Origin of the sequence: Paenibacillus sp. 203, assembly GCF_037027525.1 — a bacterium.
GTDB lineage: Bacteria > Bacillota > Bacilli > Paenibacillales > Paenibacillaceae > Paenibacillus > Paenibacillus polymyxa_B.
Map to the genome: position 1 here is coordinate 75688 of NZ_JAXCHD010000009.1, position 19296 is coordinate 94983.

Sequence of the window (19296 nt, forward strand, 5' to 3'; positions counted from 1 at the left end):
GAAAAACTTTTCTTTATATTTATTATCTTGATATTAAGATATATGTTTTTTGATTGTTTGTCAACTTAAATTATGACTTTGCTTGGAAGACGGACAAAACTAGAATTTCGAAATAATGCAAAAGCAGATACAATAAAGCCCAATAAGGCCCAATATAGATAGAACGAATTTTATTATAAAAGGAGTGTACTCAATGTATACGGATAAGGATTTAACGATTAGGCCTGTTACAGAAGAAGACCTGCCGGCTCTTTGGACGTTAACTTTTAAGGAAGAAGCACCGGAATGGAAGCAGTGGGATGCACCTTATTATGAACATAAGCCACTTTCTTTTGAGGAGTATTTAAAAGAGAAGGAAAAGCGAATCGGGCAAGATGACTTTTGGATCATTGAAGTGGAGGGTAAGGTCATTGGATCGGTTAGCTACTATTGGGAGCATCAGCCTTCCCAATGGCTTGAAATGGGGATAGGTATCTTTGATTCGCAGTATTGGAGCGGTGGGTATGGTACGAGGGCACTCCGACTATGGATCACACATTTGTTTAATACATTACCTCTAGTAAGAGTAGGTTTTACAACCTGGTCAGGAAACCATCGGATGATGAAGGTGGGAGAGAAGCTGGGCATGACCCTGGAAGCCAGGCTTCGAAAGTGCAGATATTATAATGGAGAGTATTATGATTCGATCCGAATGGGGCTTTTACGAGAAGAGTGGGAACTGTGATTAAAATATAAAGTACCTTTCTATGCATAAAAAGATGACCTCTGAATTGATCAGGAGTCATCTTTTTTGACGCGTATGGGTATTTTACTTTCTTATTTTTAGGTGCATCTACTCTGATTCTCGAAGTCGCTCCACAATACTTTGTTTGTTGTTCATAGAATAGACTGCTACTGGAATAAGTATCCCAAGCAATAACAGTAAAGGCAATGAGACAAACAGTGGCCAAATTATAAAGTGATAGCTTAAAAGCCATAGCAGGCTACATAACGGTTTCACAATCAAAAGAGAAAATAAGATTGCCAATAGAATAGAGGTTAGGCTAGTAGCCCCAACATAATATAGTCCTTCATAAATCAGCATTCCGCGCAATTGCTTTTTGGTCATGCCGATACTTTGCAGCATAGCGAATTCATTGCGGCGGGTCAGTATGCTGGTTAAAATCGCATTAATAAAGTTCAGGATACCAATCAAGCCAATAATCAAGCTGAGCAGGCCGCCGATCATTATAACAGTAGTTTGCATACCTGATAAAGCGTTTCTGGATGTAATCTTGGATTCATAGCTCATCATTGGTTCAATTGTTTCTGTGTATCGCTTCAAAAAGCTCTGCATGGACGTTTCCTGCTTTGAGGATACATTAAAGGCATAACTCATTACCGTAGGCTGTTTTACAAGTGATTTGTATATATTCGCCGGGAGGTAGAAGCTATAACTCTGAAAGCGATCCGAATTGGAATATTTGATACCCACATGGCCAAGTACTCTAAACTTTTGCGTTATATACTCTCTATCCGGTGGAGCATCTGCTGTACTCACATAACTATGCAAAGTAACGTTTTCTCCTACTTTATGATGAGTGAATTTCATGTAGGGTTTATCGTTGTCATTCAGTTCGACGCCTTCTAGGATATACTTACCGGAAGCTAGTTTCTTAAAATCAAGCTCACCATCAATCAATTGCAGCCGATGTAGCGGTAGCTCTTCAAGACCATACACTTCTATAAGGAAGTTGCCACGAGCATCAGTGTTCTGAGTTTCATCCGTGATTCCTTTTGTATTCTTAGCAGTGAGAACCGTTGGATTACCGTACAATCGACCGCCTTCTTCAAAGCCTGGTTGTGCCTGTACAGCCTTAATAAAACTTTCAGTGGTTTCATTTTCATGTCCACTAAAACTGCTCGGAACCTGGAAATATCCAGCATGAGCAATGAGAAAATCGGTATCATTAAATTTGGCTAAAAATTTATCCATATCAAAACTCTGAGACAGCGTGAATACTGTATTTAGAAGCACCAAGCTTAAAGAAAGACTAATCACCACTAAAATAGTGCGTTTTTTATTACGCCCCAGGTTGGAACGAGTCATGAGGTGGATTTTTGCACCTCCGGTTGATTTTTTCAGCTTACCATTGCTCTTGTTTGCCCCGCCTGTGTATCTGACTGCTTCTATCGGTGATACGGATGATGCAACTCTGCCTGGCTTGAAAGTGCTGATCATTACGGTAATGAGCGCGAACAAAGCAGATCCGACAAAAATCCATGGGTTAGGAGATACCGATATCATGGTACCGTTAAAATTACTCATATTTATAATAAAAGGCACGAGCGATTTACCAATAAAAAAACCTGCTATCAATCCAATCGGGATTCCTAGAACTGATAGAATCAGCGCTTGTCTGCGGATGATCCTGCGAATTTGTTTACTGCTTGTACCGATCGTCTTTAAAAGACCATAAAAACGGATATCTCGCATTACCGATATTTGGAATATATTATAGATGATCAAATAACCGGTAAATATGATCAGTAACAGGGCAGAAGTCAACGCTATGATGGTCTCTGTATCTAGACTAAAATTGGTTGAGATGTATGCCCAATTTACATTACTCGCGATATAGTTCGGTGCATCTTGGTCAAGCGAATATCCACTTTCGGTAATCACTTTATTGAGCTTTCCTCGCAAATCAAAACTATTGTCGAACATCATATATGCACAAATGGCTCCTGTATAGAAGTGATCCTTTTTATAGGTGCTTTGTAATTCCTTGGCATGAGCATCGACATAGGCTTTAGAAGCGAATATTTGCCCTACCTTAACTACAGGATCACTTTTCCACCAGCCAGAGAGGACAAAATCACGCTGTACTTCTTTACCTCGTATGTTAAGCTTTATTCTCAAAGGTGCTCCAATCTTCAGTGGAACATCCAATAGCTGCAACGTCTTGGAGTCTGCAATCACTTCATTTTCTGCGACAGGCTTGTGCCCCTCTTTAAGCTCAATAAAACCGAGCTTCATCCCTACATCATCGTAATACCAGAACTCTGTACGGCGTTTTAGGAAGTTGTCGTTTTTAACTCCGTCGCTTAATATACGGTTATAAGCGATTTCCTTGATCAATGGATGATCCTTGAAATGATTAAATTCATCATCCGTTATATATTTGAGTACGGCATGTCCATCTCCACCGACCTGTCGCATAGTTGCCCGTTGTAAGTTTTCTATAGCGCCAATCCCCATAGTGAACAGTGTTGTAAATAGCAATGAGGTTAGTGCTATGGCAACAATAGCAAAGAGGTTACGGGCTTTGTTTACTTTGAAACTTTTATCTGCCAGCTTGTGGATTACCTTTTTGTTCTTTACTTTGATCATTGGGGCGCACCACCTACTATTTTACCGTCCTCAATGCGGATGATGCGGTCTGCCATCTGTGCGATTTCTTCATTATGAGTAATCATTACCATCGTTTGGGCGAACTGTTTACTGGATACTTTGATCAATCCCATCACATCCAGACTGGTTTTACTGTCCAGGTTCCCGGTGGGTTCATCTGCTAAAACAATTGCAGGTTTTGCTGCCAATGCTCTGGCGATGGCTACGCGCTGCTGCTGGCCCCCCGATAGATGGTTGGGCAGGTTATCCAACTTTTGGTCAAGACCCAAGGTATGTACAATTTTGTCTATGTGGGTTTTGTCTGGCTCTTTACCATCTAGTTCAATAGGAAGCACAATATTCTCGTAGACATTTAAAACGGGCACCAGGTTGTAATTTTGAAAAACAAAGCCAATCTTTCGTCTGCGAAAAATAGTCAATTCTTCGTCCTTCAGTGTGAAAATATCCTTGCCGTCAATCGTAACGTTTCCACTGGTTGGACGATCAAGTCCACCCAGCATATGGAGAAGGGTAGATTTGCCGCTCCCGGACGTACCGACAATGGCCACGAACTCTCCGCTTTCCACCTCCAGGTTCACACCGTCTAAAGCATGAACAGTATGATCCCCGTTACCATAATACTTTTTCAACTCCTGTGTTTTTAATAGAGCCATATACGTTCTCCTTCACAAAAAAATGTCTGGACCGTAGTCATCTACAGTACAGACACTAACACACTAATCTTTCTATAATCTTTCTGGAATCTAACAGTGTTGAAAGAATTAAGTATCCATAGAAAGAAAATAGAGAAGGTAGAGCCACAGCCGCAGTATGAATGTACCTTGATGTAACCACCCGCCACAGCGATGATTTCTCTAGCTAAAAACAGTCCAATCCCGACACCCTCCTGCGTGTTAACGGTGGGGGAGCGATAGAAACGGGTAAAGATTTGACCTTTTTCTTCTTCTGCAATCCCTATGCCGTTGTCAGTGATATCAATTCGGCAAAACGATTCATATGCCATCACTTTTATAGTCATGCTTCCGCCTGTCTCTGTATATTTTATAGCGTTATCCATAATGTTATAGACAGCTTCACTGGTCCACTTTAGGTCATAATAAGCATGAATAGCGGTATCTCCCATAACAACTGAAATCCCTTTGGCATTATTTGCTCCAGTGCAGCATCAGGGAGCCTTTGAACAGATTCCCGCCTTAGCGATACCATGATAATCCCCGTTTCAAGCCGTCAAGTTTTCACTAATGCATGATCAGAAAGTTAAGCTTTTCGGCCTGTGCAGATAAAGCTTTCACACAAAAGCTTGTACAAATACGTTGTTAGGTTCTTTAAGAGCAAGAACAATCCCGTTACTCAAGGCGATATCATCCTCGACAATTAATATATAGTTCATCATTCTCCTCTTGTATTTTGGTTAAACAAGTCATTGAATTCCGAGCTCTAACAACCGCTCACAATAAAAATGTAAATGAGAGCCGCCCAATTCTCTATTTCTATTTTACAGGATATACTCTTATTTGCTCATGGTTCAGGGAGCAGGTATTAAACTACTGTTGAATAACCAAGAAATGACCCAGCCAAAAGTTTTGACCAGGTCATTTTCTTTACAGGGGGATTTATTCTGCTGTTCGCAGTCGCTCTACGATAGTTTTCCTGTCGCTCAGAGAATAAATAGCAAGGGGAAGACAGATCCCAAGCACAAGCAGAACAGGCAACACGAGGATCAGCGGCCAGATAATAAATTTATAACTCATAAACCATATTTGGGCACTCAAGGGTTTCGCAATCAAGACGGAAAGTAGGCTTCCTAATAAGATGGAGCATATGCTGGTGCCGAGGACATAGTACAGACCCTCATAAACAAGCATTGTTTTTAATTGTTTGTTGGTCATGCCAATGCTTTGTAGTATAGCAAATTCTTGATGGCGGGTCAGAATACTAGTTAGAAGCGCGTTTGCAAAATTAACAATGCCAATCACACCAATAATAATACTGAGCGTACCGCCGATCATCAAAATTGTTTTTTGTATACCTGAAAGCTCGGCAATTGAGGTGAATTTGGATTTATAATGCATCGTTGGCTCCTTTATTTCGGTATAGTTCTTTAAGAAGCTCTCCATCGTTTTTTCTTTACTATCGGATACATTAAAGGCATAACTCATCACCACAGGCTTCTTGACAAGCGTCTTGTAGATATCCGCCGGGAGATAGAAGTCAGTATAATTAGCAACGTCTACACCAGAATTGGATGATTTTACGCCAACATGACCAAGCACTGTGAATTCATGGCTAGTGTACTCCTGGGCATTTGCTGTGCCCATATACTTATGAAGAGTAACCTTTTCACCTACTTTGTATACGGATAGTTCCATTTCAGGATTATCGTAATTGTCTAACCTGACCCCTTCCAGAATGTACTTTCCTGAAGCTAGCTTGCCATAATCAAGTTCACCATCAATTAATTGTAGTCGGTGAAGGGGGAGATTTTCAAGCCCGTACACTATTGCAGGTAAGTTGCCGCGAGCGTCAGGAGTGGCGATTTCCCCCTTCCCCTCTTTGTTCTCTTTATGCTCGATAGCGAGTAGATTGCTGCCACTATACAATCGTCCACCTTCTTCAAAACCGGGTTGTGCCTGTACGGCCTGAATATAGCTTTCCGTCGTCGCATTGTCAGGGCCTGTGAAATGTTCTTGAAAATAATTAGCATGTGCAATCAGAAAGTCAGTGTCATGGCTTTTAGACACGTACTTATTCATATCCAGACTTTGGGATAATGTAAAAGTAGTATTCAGTAGCACTAGACCTAGAGAAAGGCTAAGCAGCACCAAAATAGTCCGCTTCTTATTGCGGCCTAAGTTGGTTCGAGCCATCAGGGGAATCTTAGCACCGTTAGTTGATTTTTTTAGTTTTTTCTTCTTCTTTTGGGTAGCTCCGTCTACGTATCTTACTGCCTCAATTGGAGACACAGTCGCTGCAATTCTGCTAGGCCTATATGCACTGATCATAACTGTTATGACTGCAAACAGAGCGGAGCCGATAAAAATCCATGGGCTGGGGGATAGGGTTACCTCAGCGTGCCTATAATTGTTCATAAGCAGCAGAGGGATAAGCGATTTTCCGACCCAAAAACCCCCGAGCAAGCCGATGGGAATCCCGATCAAGGAAAGAAATAATGCCTGTCTTCGGATGATTCTGCTGATTTGCCTGCTGGTTGTGCCGATGGTTTTTAGAAGACCGAAGAAACGAATATCACGCATCACCGAGATTTGGAAAATATTATAGATGATCAAGTAGCCAGTAAGCATAATCAGTAACAGACCAGTGGCTAGGGGAAAGACGGCTTCAGGGTTCGAACTGAAAGTGTTGGAAAGATACGCCCAATTCATAGAAGTTTCAATGAAGTTCGGTGCATTTTTGTCAAGGGAATAACCACTTTCTGTAATCACTTGATCAAGTTTTCCCTGGATGTTCGAGCTGTTATCGAACATGATAACTGCATTGATGGCTCCGGTCATATCATGATCCTGCTTATATGTGTAGCGTAATTCTTCGGCATGTGCATCCACATAAGCTTTAGAAGCATAAATTTGACCTCTGTCTATCATGGCGGCGGGGTCACTCTTCCACCAGCCGGCGAGGATAAATTCACGCTGTACCATTTTGCCGTGAACCTCAAGCTTCAAGGACAATGGGGCGCCTTCTTTCAGGGGAGTACCCAGTAACTGTAGGGTCTTAGAGTCCGCGATAACCTCATTTTCCGCCACTGGTTTGTGGCCTTTTTCTAGCTCAATCAATCCTAGCTTTAGCCCTACATCGTCATGATACCAGAACTCCGCACGACGCTTTAAAAATTGCTCGTTTGTCACCTTTGCACTTAACAGGCGGCTATATGCTATCTCTTTAATAAGAGGGTGGTCTTTGATGTGATTAAATTCCTCATCGTTGATATATTTGAGATAACCCTGCCCTGACCCACCAGCCTGTCGCATCGTTGCCTGCTGGAAACTTTCCATCGCGCCAATCCCCATAGTAAACACAGATGTAAATAACAAAGTGGTTAAGGCAATAGCGATAATCGCAATAATATTGCGGATTTTATTGGCTTTTAAACTTTTATCTGATAAATTACGAACCGCCTTACTGTTCTTTACTTTGATCATCGGGTCGCACCACCTACTATTTTACCGTCCTCAATGCGGATGATGCGGTCTGCCATTTGCGCAATTTCCTCGTTGTGAGTAATCATCACTATCGTTTGGCGGAACTGCTGGCTGGATACCTTGATCAATCCCATCACATCCAGACTGGTTTTACTATCCAGGTTCCCAGTGGGTTCATCTGCTAAAACAATCGCAGGTTTCGCTGCCAATGATCTGGCGATGGCTACGCGCTGCTGCTGGCCCCCCGATAGATGGTTGGGTAGGTTATTCAACTTTTGGCCAAGACCCAAAGTATGTACAATTTTATCTACGTGGGCTTTGTCCGGTTCTTTACCGTCCAGTTCAATAGGGAGTACAATATTCTCATAGACATTCAAGACAGGTACCAGGTTGTAATTTTGAAACACGAACCCAATCTTTCGTCTGCGAAAAATAGTCAATTCTTCGTCCTTCAATGTAAAAATATCTTTGCCGTCAATCGTAACGTCTCCACTTGTTGGACGATCAAGTCCACCCAGCATATGGAGAAGGGTAGATTTGCCGCTCCCGGACGTACCAACAATAGCGACAAATTCTCCGCTTTCCACCTCCAGGTTCACACCGTCTAAAGCATGAACAGTATGATCCCCGTTACCATAATACTTTTTCAACTCCTGTGTTTTTAATAGAGCCATATACGTTCTCCTCCACAAAAAAATGTCTGGACCGTAGTCATCTACAGTACAGACACTAACACACTAATCTTTCTACAATCTTTCTGAAATCTAACAGTGTTGAAAGAAATCCTTTTCTAACGGAAGAGAGAACGAATTTCCTCTATAACTCGTAAAACTTATTCTGCCTGCCGAAGCTGCTCCACAATACTTTGTTTGTTACTCAAAGAATAAACCATTAGCGGAATGAATAACCCGAGAGCAAGCAACACAGGTAATACTGCTAATACAGGCCAGATCACAAAATGATAACTAAAAAACCATATCATGTTACTAATAGGTCTTACAATAAAAAAAGAACATATGAAGGCTAATAAGACAGAAAGTACGCTTGTACCAACTACATAATACGTTCCTTCAAAGGCCAGCATACCACGTAGCTGCTTCTTCGTCATACCAATACTTTGTAGCATGGCAAGTTCCTGCCGTCGGGTTATTATACTAGTTAGAATCGCATTAATAAAGTTCAGAATCCCAATCAGACCAATGATCAAGCTAAGCGTTCCACCGATTAATCTGACTGTCTTTTGCATACCAGATACTTCGCTTCTTACAGTGAACTTGGATTGGTAATCCATCAAAGGTCCCACTGTTGTGGTGTAATTTTTCAAGAAGTTCTCCATGGTTACTTCCTTGTTAGAAGATACATTAAAAGCATAGCTCATTACAGTAGGCTGCTGTGCCAATGTCTTGTAGATTTCTGCCGGAAGATAAAAATTATAATAGAATGGCATACGAGTAGAATTGGATTCTTTCATAGCTACATGACCAAGCACAATGAATTGTTGTGTTGTATACTCTTTGTCTAGTGGATCTTCTTTGGTCCCCATGTAGCTATGAAGAGTAACTTCTTCCCCCACTTTGTAACGCATATATTCCAAATAAGGTTTGCCATTGTCGTTGAGATCAACTCCCTCTAGAATATACTTACCTGAAGCAAGCTTATCATAATCAAACTCACCGTCGATCAATTGTAGATGATGCAGAGGCAACTCTTCGAGCCCGTATACTTGTGAAACATAATTGCCGTAAGCATCAACCCCATTGGTATCTTCTGTAGGAGTATCCTTTGCCTTGTCAACCGTTAACTCTTTTTGGTTACTATACAATCGGCCGCCTTCTTCAAATCCAGGCTGAGCTTGAACGGCTTGAATAAAGCTTTCAGAAGTCTCATTCTCATCATAAATATATTTTTGTCGGAACAAATCTGCATGTCCAATAAGAAAGTCTGTATCACTGAATCGGGCCGACAAATATTTATCCATATCCATACTTTGAGAGAGCGCAAATGAAGTGTTCAGTAGCACAATGCTCAAAGAGAGACTGATAATCACCAAAAGAGTTCGTTTTTTGTTGCGTCCCAAATTGGCATGTGCCATGCTGCGCATGTTTACTTTTTTAACAGTTTTTTTCAATAATGTCTTGTTCTTAAAGTCTCGATCTACATATCTTACTGCTTCAATAGGTGACACACTTGAGGCCATCCTGCCGGGCTTATAGATGCTGATGAACACCGTAATAAGTGTGAACAATGCCGCTCCTATAAAAATCCATGGACTGGGGGATACCGATATTTCGATACTAGCGATTGAAGAGTTGTTCATAATCAGTGGAACAAGTGACTTACCAACTATAAAGCCTATGATTAAGCCTATCGGTATCCCGATTACTGAAAGGAGTAAAGCTTGCCTGCGAATGATCTGGCGGATCTGCCTGCCGCTCGTGCCGAGCGTCTTTAGGAGTCCATAGAAACGAATATCCCGCATTACAGATATTTGAAAGACATTATAGATAATCAAGTATCCAGTAAATACGATTAGCAGCAAACCTGAAATGAATGCAAAGATTATACCAGTGTCCATGCTGAAATTAGTTGAAAGATATGCCCAACTCACATTGCTCGCTACATAGTTCACCGCGTCTTTATCAAGGGAGTACCCGCTTTCGACGATTACTTTATCCAACTTTCCCCGTAAATCAAGACTATTGTTAAACATGATATAGGCTTGAATAGTACCTGTACTAGAGAGATCTTTTTTATATGTGTTTTGTAGTTCAGTGGAATTCGCATTCAGATAGGCTTTGGACGAAAAAAATTGTCCTGCATTAAACATTGGGTCGCTCTGCCACCAGCCGGAGAGGGTGAAATTGCGTTCAACTTGTTTACCGCGTATGTCCAGTTGCAAGTTTACAGGTGCACCAACCTTTAAGGGTACTCTCAGCAATTGTAGCGTCTGAGTATCCGCTATCACTTCATTTTCTGCTATAGGCTTGTGGCCTCCACTTAGTTCAATGAATCCAAGCTTTAGCGCCACATCATCATAATACCAGAACTCCGTTTGGCGTTTTAGAAACTCTTTGTTCAAAACACCGTCAGACAAGGTACGCCTATATGCTATTTTTTTGACCAAAGGGTGGTCCTTAATTTTTGCAAACACGTCATCATTAATATATTTGAGTACAGCGTGACCATCTCCACCGACTTGCCGCATAGCTGCATGCTGCATGCTATCAATAGTACCAAGACCCATGGTGTACAATGTTGTAAATAACAATGAAGTAAGCGCTATAGCCAGAATAGCAATCAGGTTCCTCGTTTTGTTGGCCTTATAGCTCTTATCTGCCAGCTTGCGGATTACTTTTTTGTTCTTTACCTTGATCATTTACCTTCACCACCTACTATTTTACCGTCCTCAATGCGGATGATGCGGTCTGCCATTTGCGCAATTTCCTCGTTATGAGTAATCATTACCATCGTTTGGCGAAACTGCTGGCTGGATACTTTGATCAGTCCCATCACATCCAGACTCGTTTTACTGTCCAGATTTCCGGTGGGTTCATCTGCCAAGATAATGGCGGGCTTGGCTGCCAGTGCTCTGGCAATAGCTACACGTTGCTGTTGTCCACCAGAAAGATTGTTTGGCAGATTATTCATTTTGTGGTCAAGGCCCAAGGTATGTACTATTTTATCTATGTGGGCTTTGTCTGGTTCTTTACCGTCCAGTTCAATAGGAAGCACAATATTTTCGTAGACATTCAAGACAGGTACCAGGTTGTAATTTTGAAACACGAAGCCAATCTTTCGTCTGCGAAAAATGGTCAATTCTTCGTCTTTCAGTGAAGAAATATCTTTGCCGTCAATCGTAACGTTTCCGCTGGTTGGACGATCAAGTCCACCCAGCATATGGAGAAGGGTAGATTTGCCGCTCCCGGACGTACCAACAATAGCGACAAATTCTCCACTTTCCACCTCCAGATTCACGCCGTCTAAGGCATGAACAGCAGTATCTCCGTTCCCGTAATGCTTCCTTAATGCCTGAGTTTTCAATAGAGCCATATTACGTTCTCCTCCACAAAAAAATGTCTGGATCGTAGTCATCTACAGTACAGACATTAACACACTGATCTTTCTACAATCTTTCTGAAATCTAACGGTATTGAAAGAATTAAGTATCCATAGAAAGAAAAATAGAGAAGGTAGAACCACGGCCGTAGCGTGATTGTACCTTGATGTAACCCCCCTCTGCAGCGATGATTTCTCTAGCTAAAAACAGTCCAATACCTACACCCTCCTGCGAGTTAACAGTAGGGGAGCGATAAAAGCGGGTAAAGATTTTTCCTTGTTCTTCTTCTGCAATGCCTATGCCGCTATCGGTAATATCAATTCGACAAAACAATTCGTATGCCATCACTTTTATATCCATGTTTCCGCCTGTCTCTGTATATTTTATAGCGTTATCCATAATGTTATAGACAGCTTCACTGGTCCACTTTAGGTCAAAATAAGCATGAATAACGGTGTCCTCCCTAATAACTGAAATCCCTTTGGCATCTGCTTTTGGCGTTATTTGCTCCAGTGCAGCATCAAGGAGCTTATGAACAGATTCTCGTCTTGGCGCTACCGTGATAATCCCCGTTTCAAGCCGCGATGTTTTCAACAATGCCTGGATTAGGAAGTTAAGCTTTTCGGCCTGTGTTGATAGAGCTTTCACACAAGTGGAGGTATCCTGTGATAGTTCGTATTCGCTAAGTAGTTGGGAATAAAGCAGGATGTTGGCCAATGGTGTTTTCGTTTGGTGTGAAATATCGGAAATCAGCTCATTTATTTTATTCTTTTCAGCAAGCAGATTTTTGGAGGAAACGGAACAAATGGAAAGAAATCTCACAAAATTAGCTTCTATTGAAGAAAGAACGGATTCATCAAAGACATCCTCTGAGAAGCTGCCATTTATCGCGGCATCCAGCATGTTCTCAATGGTTTTCATTGTTTTATGGATGCTCTTGCGATAAAGCATAATAGCACTTACAGCGGTGCATACAGCAACAACGGTAATTCCAATACATATATATAGGAGTGTTGTCATTTCAACGCCCATGTGTAGCCCAGCCCATAAACTGTTTTAATATATTGTGGGGAAGAAGGATAATCCTCGAGCTTGTCACGTAGCCTTTTTATCGTAACTGACAAGGCATTTTCACCTACATATTCAGCCCCGTCAGTCCAGATGCTGTCTATCAAATGATCACGCGAAACAGTATTTCCTCGATTGTTGATTAGGATGCGCAACAATTTTTGCTCCGTTTTACTTAGTTCAATAGGTGTACCATTCTTAATAAATTCCATTCTCTCGAATGAAAAAGAAAAATTGTCTAGCTGAATGGAGTCTGCAAGCGAGTATCTGGATTTCTTAAGCTGAACACCAACTCTTGCTCTCAGTACCATAAGACTGAAAGGTTTGGTGATATAGTCGTCAGCACCCAGCTCAAAACCAGTGACGACATCTGTTTCCATATCATTCGCAGTCAGAACAATGACTGGGAAAGCTTTTGTTTTACGTATATGGGTTAAAAGGTCGAGTCCACTTCCATCCGGCAAATTTACATCAAGAATCACTAGGTCAAAGGCAGTAACATTCAATTGTTCTTTTGCAGTAGCTATGTCATACGTTTGTGTAAATACGTTGTTAGGTTCTTTAAGAGCAAGAACAATACCGTTACTCAAGGCGATATCGTCCTCGACGATTAGTATGTGATTCATCATTTTCCTCCTGTTTTTTTGATTCATCAAGTTAATGAATCCCGAATTCCAAGAACTGCTTACAGTAAAAATAGAAAAAGAGGGCCCCAAAATCTTCCGCCTCTATTTTACAGGATATTGCTCTTATTTGCTCATTTGCTCTTTAGACTATTCAGGTTTTGCTAACACTTTTTTGACATGGTTTATTCATTGCAAAAAATTTGACAGATACAATATCACTGCTATAATTTATGCTAGTTGATTTTTGATAATGATTATCATTATTGGAGGGGAGGACAGGGCCGAAGCTTGGTACAGGTTATTGGACAGGCTCCCTTAGTTAGAGATGAAATTGCGTTATTTAATACTGGTTTTTCTGATACTGGCTTTCGCCTCGGTGTTTATTGGTGTTCATGATGTAACTCCACTTGATTTGTTCCACTTAACCAACGATCAGGCGCAGGTACTCCTGATTAGCAGATTCCCACGTTTGATCAGTATCATTATCGCAGGGGCGAGTATGAGTATCTGTGGATTGATCATGCAGCAGCTTACCCGAAACCGATTTGTATCGCCCACCACCGCAGGGACGATGGATGCGGCACGATTGGGTGTGCTGATGGCTATTATGGTGTTTGGAGCGGCGGGATTCTGGACGAAGATGCTGACGGCTTTCGGATTTGCTCTAGGGGGAACACTGATTTTCATGAAAATACTGGATAAAATCCGTTTCAAGGACCCGGTATTTATCCCGCTTGTCGGTTTGATGTTTGGAGGCATTTTAAATTCGGTAACGACCTTTTTTGCTTACAAATACAATCTGATCCAGGGCATTTCTTCGTGGATGCAGGGGGATTTTTCTCTAATCATGAGTGGTCGCTACGAGATGCTATATCTTAGTGTTCCTTTGGTTGCGTTGGCGTACATATATGCGAATCGTTTTACAATTGCAGGCATGGGTGAGGATTTTGCGGCCAACTTGGGTGTACATTACAAGCGCACCGTCAATGTCGGTTTGGTGATCGTGGCTTTGGTATCCTCTGTTGTCATCTTAACGGTTGGGACGATTCCCTTTTTGGGGCTGGTTGTACCCAATCTGGTCAGCATGTATATGGGGGATAATCTGAAAAAAAGCCTGGCCCATACAGCGATCTTGGGCGCGGTCTTTGTGCTGTTTTGCGATATTTTGGGACGGGTGATCATTTATCCGTATGAAATTTCTGTAGGGCTTACGGTTGGTGTGATCGGGAGCGCGTTGTTCTTGTATTTGCTGCTGAGGAGAAGGGCTTATGAATCCTAAATTAAAAATCGGAATATTAGCCGCTGCCGCGCTTGTGTTGATTGCTGCTTTCGTGTTTATAGATCTTCCGCATACCTGGCATTACGCGCTGCCACGACGATTGAAAAAGATCGCAGCCTTCATTCTGACAGGTGGCTCCATTGCTTTTGCAACCGTTATTTTCCAGACGGTTACGAATAATAAAATTTTGACTCCAAGTATTATCGGGCTGGATTCACTGTATATGCTGATTCAGACGACGATTATTTTTGCATTTGGTTCCGTCCCTTTCATTTCGACCAGCAAAGAATTGAACTTTTTGATATCGGTGGGGCTGATGGTGCTGTTCGCAGGACTGCTATACAAATTAATTTTCCGCAAAGATGGACGCGGGATTTATGTACTTTTGCTGATTGGTTTGGTGTTCGGCACGCTGTTTAACAGTTTATCTACCTTTATGGAGGTACTGATTGATCCAAACGAATTTGCGAAAATCCAGGACAAGAGCTTTGCTAGCTTCAGTAACGTAAATACCGAGCTATTGTGGCTTTCTGTATTTATTCTTGTGCTCGTATTCGCTTATGCGTGGAGATTCATCAAGTATCTGGACGTGCTGTCGCTGGGACGGGAGCATGCGATTAACCTGGGTCTTCCTTATGGTTTTATCATTAAAAGGCTGCTGGTAATTGTAGCGATTCTCATTTCCATTTCTACAGCGCTTGTCGGGCCGATTACGTTTCTCGGATTGATTGTGGCCAATGTGGCTTATCAGGTGATGAAAACCTATCAGCACCGTTATATTATTCCGGCCTCCATCTGTGTTAGCGTCATTGCATTGGCAGGGTGCCAACTGCTGGCAGAAAGAGTATTCGACTTATCGACAACGGTCAGTGTCATTATTAACTTTATCGGGGGGGTGTACTTCCTGTATCTTTTGCTGCGGGAGAATAAGTCATGGTAGAAGTCAGAAACGTATCTAAACGCTACGGGAATAAAAATGTGGTGGATCAGGTATCCGTCACTGTACCTAAAGGAACCATTACCTCCTTTATTGGCCCTAATGGCGCTGGAAAAAGCACCTTATTGTCGATGATCAGTCGCCTGACTGACAGTGATGAGGGAGAAATCCTCATTGACGGACAGGCCGTGAGCCTGACGAAAAGTGAGGAGCTAGCCCGCAAGATATCTATTTTAAAACAGACGAATGATGTTAATATCCGCTTAACCGTGAAGGAGCTGGTCAGCTTCGGCCGTTTTCCGTATTCCAAAGGGAGATTGAACAGCGAGGATCGCAAAATGGTGGAGCAGTCTATGGCCTACATGGGACTGGAGGATATGAAAGATAAGCATATTGATTTGCTTAGTGGGGGACAGCGACAGCGGGCTTTTATTGCCATGATTCTGGCTCAGGACACCGAATACATCCTGCTGGATGAGCCGCTGAACAATCTGGATATGAAGCATTCGGTTCAGATTATGAAGACGCTGCGCGGTTTGGTGGATGATCTCGGCAAAACGATTCTGGTCGTGTTGCATGACATTAATTTTGCCTCCTGCTATTCAGACTATATTGTAGGGATGAAGGATGGCAGGTTGCTAAAACAAGGAACGGCTGACGAGATGATTGATAGTCAGGTATTAAAGGATTTGTACGATATGGATATTCCGATTCAACAGATCGGTGACCATAAAATTTGCGTTTATTTCACTTAGGGGGAATGTTAAATGAAGAAAAATATGATGTTTTTAACGCTAATGCTTGCATTGGTACTGATTGTGTCGGCCTGTGGCACAGCAGCTCCGGCAACACCGGAAGCGACTGGAAACGGCTCCTCTGCTGCAACAACGGAATCCAAAACCATCTCGGTCAACCACGCACTGGATGAAAACCCGGTCCAAGTCAAAGTTAATCCAAAAAATGTCGTTGTCTTTGATTTCGGTTCATTGGATACGCTGGATAAGCTGGGCGTTGACGTTGCGGCAGTAGCGCAGCAGGATCTTCCTACGTATCTGAGCAAATTTAAAGATTCCAAATATGCAAGTGCAGGCACGCTGTTTGAGCCGGACTACGAGAAAATCAGTGATCTGTCTCCTGAGCTGATCATCATCGGTGGCAGACAAGCTGATGCATATAAAGAGTTGAGTAAAATTGCACCGACCATTTCGATGGCTGTAGACACCAAGGATTATATCAATTCCTTTAAGAAAAACGTTGAAACACTAGGCCAAATCTTCGACAAAGAGGATGCTGCCAAGCAGGAACTGGCTGCGATTGATAGCTCCATCAAAGCCGTACATGACAAGGCTGTAGCGAGCAAAGCTAAAGGACTGATCGTGCTGACGAATGAAGGAAGCCTGAGCGCATATGGCTCACAATCTCGCTTCGGTATCATTCATGATGCTTTTGGCGTAACCCCTGTAGATCCTGGCATTAAAGTATCCACGCATGGTCAAAAGGTTTCCTTTGAATATGTACAGCAAAAAAATCCGGATTATATTTTTGTCGTTGACCGTGGGGCTGTGGTGGTCGAAGAAGGCAAGGAACAGGTTACAGGCAAACAAACCATGGAGAATGAACTGGTGAAGAAAACCAATGCGTTCAAAAACGGTCATATTGTATACCTTGATCCTAACTACTGGTACCTGTCAGGTAATGGTCTGGAATCCGTATCTGAAATGATCAAGGAAATGGATGCTGCACTGTAATGAATACATTCACATCATGGAGGACTGTGTAGGATGAAAGGTCATATAGATGAAATTCTATTAGATGGGTACCTTGTGCACGTCTATACACCTCCCGTCTCCATGAATCATAATGAGCTGTATCCTGTGCTATATGTGCAGGATGGCAGCTCTTTATTTCTAAGCGGGTTGGATGAGCTGGAAAGAGGTTTTTCTACGGGAGAGCTGCCCCGTGTGGTGCTGGTAGGTATTGAGCCCGTAAATCGACTGGATGATTACACGCCTTGGAAGGTAGCGGCTTTAGTAGAAGGAAGACCTGCTTTTGGCGGTGGCGGAGATGCCTATCTGGCGTTTGTGGTTACAACAGTAATGCCGTATGTCGAGGGGAGATATCCGGTACAAACCGGACCGGAGCATACGGGGATCATTGGCGCCTCATTGGGCGGATTAATTTCCATGTATGCCGTATTCAAGTATAAGGATGTATTCGGACGCATCGGTTCGATCTCGGGCTCGTATTGGTATCCCGGTATGATCGATTATATGCAATCTGCATCATGTTCAACTGTGATGGATGGGACACATCGCTTGTATATATCTGTCGGGACCCGTGAAGGTGAAGGGAAGACGAATGTACAAAAAGATATGGTTCCGCTGACCCTCCAGGCACACGAGGTGCTGCGGACACAGGGACTGGATGCAAAAGATGTGTTTCTTGAGCTGGATCAGGATGCGGTACATCGTGTGGATTGTTTTCAGCGTCAATTTCCTAAGGCTGTCCAATGGCTGTTCGGATAGCATGAATGGAATACGAATCTCATACAACAACCTCAAAGGATTGGAGAGCGTGGAGTCTCTATGTCTTTAGGGTTGTTTTTTTTGTATATTTTTTTCGTATAATAGAGGAATATTAAAAATTTAAAGTTATACGTTGTTGGAAGTGAGGGGAGCATAAATGAAAAAAAACCGCCTGGGATCATCGGATTTGCTGGTAGGTGAGATTGGTTTGGGATGTATGTCGGTCGGTACGGAGGAGCAGCAAGGTGTTTACTTGATTCATGAAGCGCTAGACAGGGGCGTAAACCTGTTGGATACGGCAGATTTGTACCAGCACGGACGCAATGAAGAAATCGTGGGTGCAGCGATCCGTGGACGACGACAGGATGTCATCCTGGCGACCAAGGTCGGCAATCGGCGTCTACCGGGGCAGGAGAGCTGGGGATGGGACCCATCCAAGAAATATATTCTGTCTGCTGTTAAAGAGAGCCTGCGGCGCCTTGGAACGGACTACATCGACCTGTATCAGCTGCACGGAGGGACGATTGACGATCCGATGGACGAAACCGTAGAGGCTTTTGAGCAACTACAGCGGGAGGGCGTTATTCGTTACTATGGTATTTCCTCCATTCGCCCTCATGTCATCCGTGAATATGTTGAACGTTCGAATATCGTTAGTGTTATGAATCAGTATAGTTTACTGGATCGGCGTGCAGAGGAAGAGGTACTGTCTTTGCTTCAGGAGCGGGGAATTAGCGTGATTGCACGTGGGCCTGTGGCCAGTGGTGTATTGGCTGACGAAGGGGAAGGGAAGATAGCCAAGGGATATCTGGACTACAATGAAGCAGAGCTGCTGGATGTGCGTAAGCAATTAAAGGCATTTGCAGGGTCGGACCGTAGTATGGGGCAGACAGCTATTCGTTATAGCTTGTCACATCCTACTGTTGCTGCTGTGATCCCGGGTGCAAGCTCTTTGGGACAATTGGAGCATAATATTTCTGCTGCGGATATTGCACCGCTAACTCAACAAGAGCGGCAGACGCTACAGCAAATCAGCCGAGCCAATCGTTATGATGCGCAATACCGCTGATAAGGGCAATGATGGTACAAAAGCGTGTTCATCTGTTGCTCCTAGCTATAAACGCTACATTTCAGTCTATAACCGAAGTACACGCTCGAACATGTACCTATCCCAGTTGCAATTTATAAAAGAATCATTACAATATAAGAATAAGCTTCGGTTTATTATTCATATGTGAATATGGAGACGTTAT

General features: G+C 42.7%; 15 protein-coding genes and 1 pseudogene. 7 read left to right on the top strand and 9 right to left on the bottom strand.

Annotated elements, in window-relative coordinates; all coding sequences use genetic code 11:
- Positions 1 to 193 precede the first annotated feature (193 nt).
- Positions 194 to 724 (top strand): GNAT family N-acetyltransferase, encoded by a 531-nt coding sequence (locus WA407_RS20120; protein WP_336078233.1) that lies wholly within the window; start codon positions 194 to 196, stop codon positions 722 to 724.
- A 108-nt stretch (positions 725 to 832) separates the two neighbouring features.
- Here WA407_RS20120 and WA407_RS20125 read toward each other — a convergent pair whose 3' ends face one another.
- The 9 genes and pseudogenes from WA407_RS20125 to WA407_RS20165 all read right to left on the bottom strand — a co-directional run bounded on the left by WA407_RS20125 (position 833) and on the right by WA407_RS20165 (position 13302).
- The gene (locus WA407_RS20125; RefSeq protein WP_336078234.1) at positions 833 to 3373 is read right to left on the bottom strand and encodes an ABC transporter permease; all 2541 of its coding nucleotides are present in this window, start codon (positions 3371 to 3373) and stop codon (positions 833 to 835) included.
- Entirely contained in the window at positions 3370 to 4047 is a 678-nt protein-coding gene (locus WA407_RS20130) for an ABC transporter ATP-binding protein (RefSeq protein WP_336078235.1), read from the bottom strand. Before WA407_RS20130 ends, WA407_RS20125 begins: the two co-directional genes overlap by 4 nt.
- Before the next feature lie 125 nt (positions 4048 to 4172).
- Positions 4173 to 4698, bottom strand: a pseudogene (locus WA407_RS20135) (sensor histidine kinase); the annotation flags it as partial.
- A 309-nt stretch (positions 4699 to 5007) separates the two neighbouring features.
- Complete coding sequence (locus WA407_RS20140; RefSeq protein WP_336078236.1) at positions 5008 to 7551, bottom strand: ABC transporter permease; 2544 nt, start codon at positions 7549 to 7551, stop codon at positions 5008 to 5010.
- Positions 7548 to 8225, bottom strand: a complete 678-nt coding sequence (locus WA407_RS20145) for an ABC transporter ATP-binding protein (protein WP_336078237.1) — start codon at positions 8223 to 8225, stop codon at positions 7548 to 7550. The genes WA407_RS20140 and WA407_RS20145 overlap by 4 nt, the downstream gene beginning before the upstream one ends.
- A 158-nt stretch (positions 8226 to 8383) precedes the next feature.
- Positions 8384 to 10927 (bottom strand): ABC transporter permease, encoded by a 2544-nt coding sequence (locus WA407_RS20150; protein WP_336078238.1) that lies wholly within the window; start codon positions 10925 to 10927, stop codon positions 8384 to 8386.
- Positions 10924 to 11601: an ABC transporter ATP-binding protein gene (locus WA407_RS20155; RefSeq protein WP_336078239.1), complete on the bottom strand. Its 678-nt coding sequence runs from the start codon at positions 11599 to 11601 to the stop codon at positions 10924 to 10926. The genes WA407_RS20150 and WA407_RS20155 overlap by 4 nt, the downstream gene beginning before the upstream one ends.
- A gap of 109 nt (positions 11602 to 11710) precedes the next feature.
- Positions 11711 to 12628, bottom strand: coding sequence for a sensor histidine kinase (locus WA407_RS20160; RefSeq protein WP_336078279.1), 918 nt, complete (start codon positions 12626 to 12628; stop codon positions 11711 to 11713).
- Positions 12625 to 13302 carry a response regulator transcription factor gene (locus tag WA407_RS20165; protein WP_336078240.1) on the bottom strand — a complete coding sequence of 226 codons (678 nt, stop codon included), beginning with the start codon at positions 13300 to 13302 and terminating at the stop codon, positions 12625 to 12627. Before WA407_RS20165 ends, WA407_RS20160 begins: the two co-directional genes overlap by 4 nt.
- 325 nt (positions 13303 to 13627) lie before the next feature.
- On the opposite strand from WA407_RS20165, the gene WA407_RS20170 reads away from it, so the two are divergent.
- The 6 genes from WA407_RS20170 to WA407_RS20195 all read left to right on the top strand — a co-directional run bounded on the left by WA407_RS20170 (position 13628) and on the right by WA407_RS20195 (position 19112).
- Complete coding sequence (locus WA407_RS20170) at positions 13628 to 14581, top strand: ABC transporter permease (RefSeq protein ID WP_235309909.1); 954 nt, start codon at positions 13628 to 13630, stop codon at positions 14579 to 14581.
- Complete coding sequence (locus tag WA407_RS20175) at positions 14571 to 15521, top strand: iron chelate uptake ABC transporter family permease subunit (protein WP_336078241.1); 951 nt, start codon at positions 14571 to 14573, stop codon at positions 15519 to 15521. The genes WA407_RS20170 and WA407_RS20175 overlap by 11 nt, the downstream gene beginning before the upstream one ends.
- A complete protein-coding gene (locus WA407_RS20180; protein WP_028541804.1) occupies positions 15515 to 16273 on the top strand; it encodes an iron ABC transporter ATP-binding protein in 759 nt (252 codons plus the stop codon). The genes WA407_RS20175 and WA407_RS20180 overlap by 7 nt, the downstream gene beginning before the upstream one ends.
- A 12-nt stretch (positions 16274 to 16285) precedes the next feature.
- The gene (locus WA407_RS20185) at positions 16286 to 17266 is read left to right on the top strand and encodes a siderophore ABC transporter substrate-binding protein (RefSeq protein ID WP_336078242.1); all 981 of its coding nucleotides are present in this window, start codon (positions 16286 to 16288) and stop codon (positions 17264 to 17266) included.
- A 33-nt stretch (positions 17267 to 17299) separates the two neighbouring features.
- On the top strand, positions 17300 to 18043 hold the full coding sequence (locus WA407_RS20190; protein ID WP_336078243.1) for an alpha/beta hydrolase: 744 nt from the start codon (positions 17300 to 17302) through the stop codon (positions 18041 to 18043).
- A gap of 157 nt (positions 18044 to 18200) precedes the next feature.
- Positions 18201 to 19112, top strand: a complete 912-nt coding sequence (locus tag WA407_RS20195; protein ID WP_254329505.1) for an aldo/keto reductase — start codon at positions 18201 to 18203, stop codon at positions 19110 to 19112.
- Positions 19113 to 19296 lie beyond the last annotated feature (184 nt).